We start from the raw sequence: 1,295 nt of genomic DNA, 5'->3' as shown, positions 1-1,295 counted from the left end.
GCGGCGGCTCCACCGCCAGATCGAATCCCCGGCTCACGGAGGCGAGCAGCGCGTCCTCGAGTTCGCCGAACCGGCGCTGGAGCACGTGCACCTTGGGGAGGCCGAACTCGCGGACGCGCTGCTCGCCTCCGTGAGCCGGGGATTCGATCTGGCGGTGGAGCCGCCGCTCCGCGTGACGCTGTTCACCCTGGGCCCCGACGAGCACGTGATCGCCCTGGTGTTGCATCACATCGCGGGGGACGGYTGGTCGATGGCTCCGCTGGCCCGTGATGTGATCACCGCTTATGCGGCGCGTTCKCGGGGGCGGGTGCCGGGGTGGGAGCCGTTGCCGGTGCAGTACGCCGATTATGCGTTGTGGCAGCGGGAGTTGCTGGGGGAGGAGTCGGATCCGGGGAGTCTGGTCAGTCGTCAGGTGGGGTTCTGGCGGGCGGCGCTGGCGGGGTTGCCGGATGAGATCGCGTTGCCGGYCGACCGCCCCCGCCCCGCCGTCGCGTCCTACCGGGGCGGGTCGATCCCCGTGTCCGTCGGTGTGGAGGAGGTCCGCCGCCTGAGGGCGTTGGCGCGGGAGGCGAACGCGAGTCTGTTCATGGTGGTGCAGGCGGCGCTGGCGGCGTTGCTGACCCGGTTGGGTGCGGGCACCGATGTGCCGATCGGTTCGGTGGTGGCGGGCCGGGTGGATGAGGCGTTGGACGATCTGGTGGGCATGTTCGTCAACACGTTGGTGCTGCGGACCGATACGGGGGGTGATCCGGGGTTTCGGGAGTTGGTGGGCCGGGTGCGGGAGGTGGATCTGGCGGCCTACGCGCATCAGGATCTTCCGTTCGAGCGGTTGGTGGAGATCGTCAATCCGGCCCGTTCGATGGCCCGCCACCCCCTGTTCCAGGTGGCCCTGACCTTCCAGAACAACCCCGCCGTGAAGCTCGAACTCGACGGGCTGTCGGTCGAGCCGGAGCCGCTGGAAACCGGTGTGGCGAAGTTCGACCTGCTGATGTCCCTGACCGAGACGGCCGGGGGGCTGACGGGGACCCTCGAATACGCCACCGACCTGTTCGACCCGGAGACCGCCGAGGGGCTCGTGTCGAGGTTCCTCCGTCTCATCCACGCCGTGGCCGCCGACCCCGACGTCTCCCTCAGCGCGATCGACATCCTGGACCCCCGTGAACGCCACACCATCCTCCACGAGTGGTCGGGAACCGGCTCGTCCCCCGGCGTCCCCTCGACGATCACCGAGGAGTTCGAGGCGCAGGTGGCGCGGTCGCCGCATGCGGTGGCGGTGGTGGGGTCGGGGGTGGCGT

At 70.1% G+C, this 1,295-nt stretch carries 2 protein-coding genes; one reads left to right on the top strand and one right to left on the bottom strand.

The features are described 5' to 3' along the window. Positions 1-205, bottom strand: a 205-nt coding sequence (locus CA984_RS48535) for a hypothetical protein (RefSeq protein ID WP_242676520.1), incomplete at its 3' end; no start/stop codon positions are given. Here CA984_RS48535 and CA984_RS44055 point away from each other — a divergent pair. After that, positions 131-1,295, top strand: a 1,165-nt coding sequence (locus tag CA984_RS44055) for a condensation domain-containing protein (protein ID WP_341351773.1), incomplete at its 3' end; no start/stop codon positions are given. The genes CA984_RS48535 and CA984_RS44055 overlap by 75 nt on opposite strands.

This window comes from Streptosporangium minutum (assembly GCF_002149035.1).
Lineage (GTDB): Bacteria > Actinomycetota > Actinomycetes > Streptosporangiales > Streptosporangiaceae > Streptosporangium > Streptosporangium minutum.
Note: the sequence above shows the minus strand (reverse complement) of the source record. Positions and strands in the feature narration are given on the sequence as shown.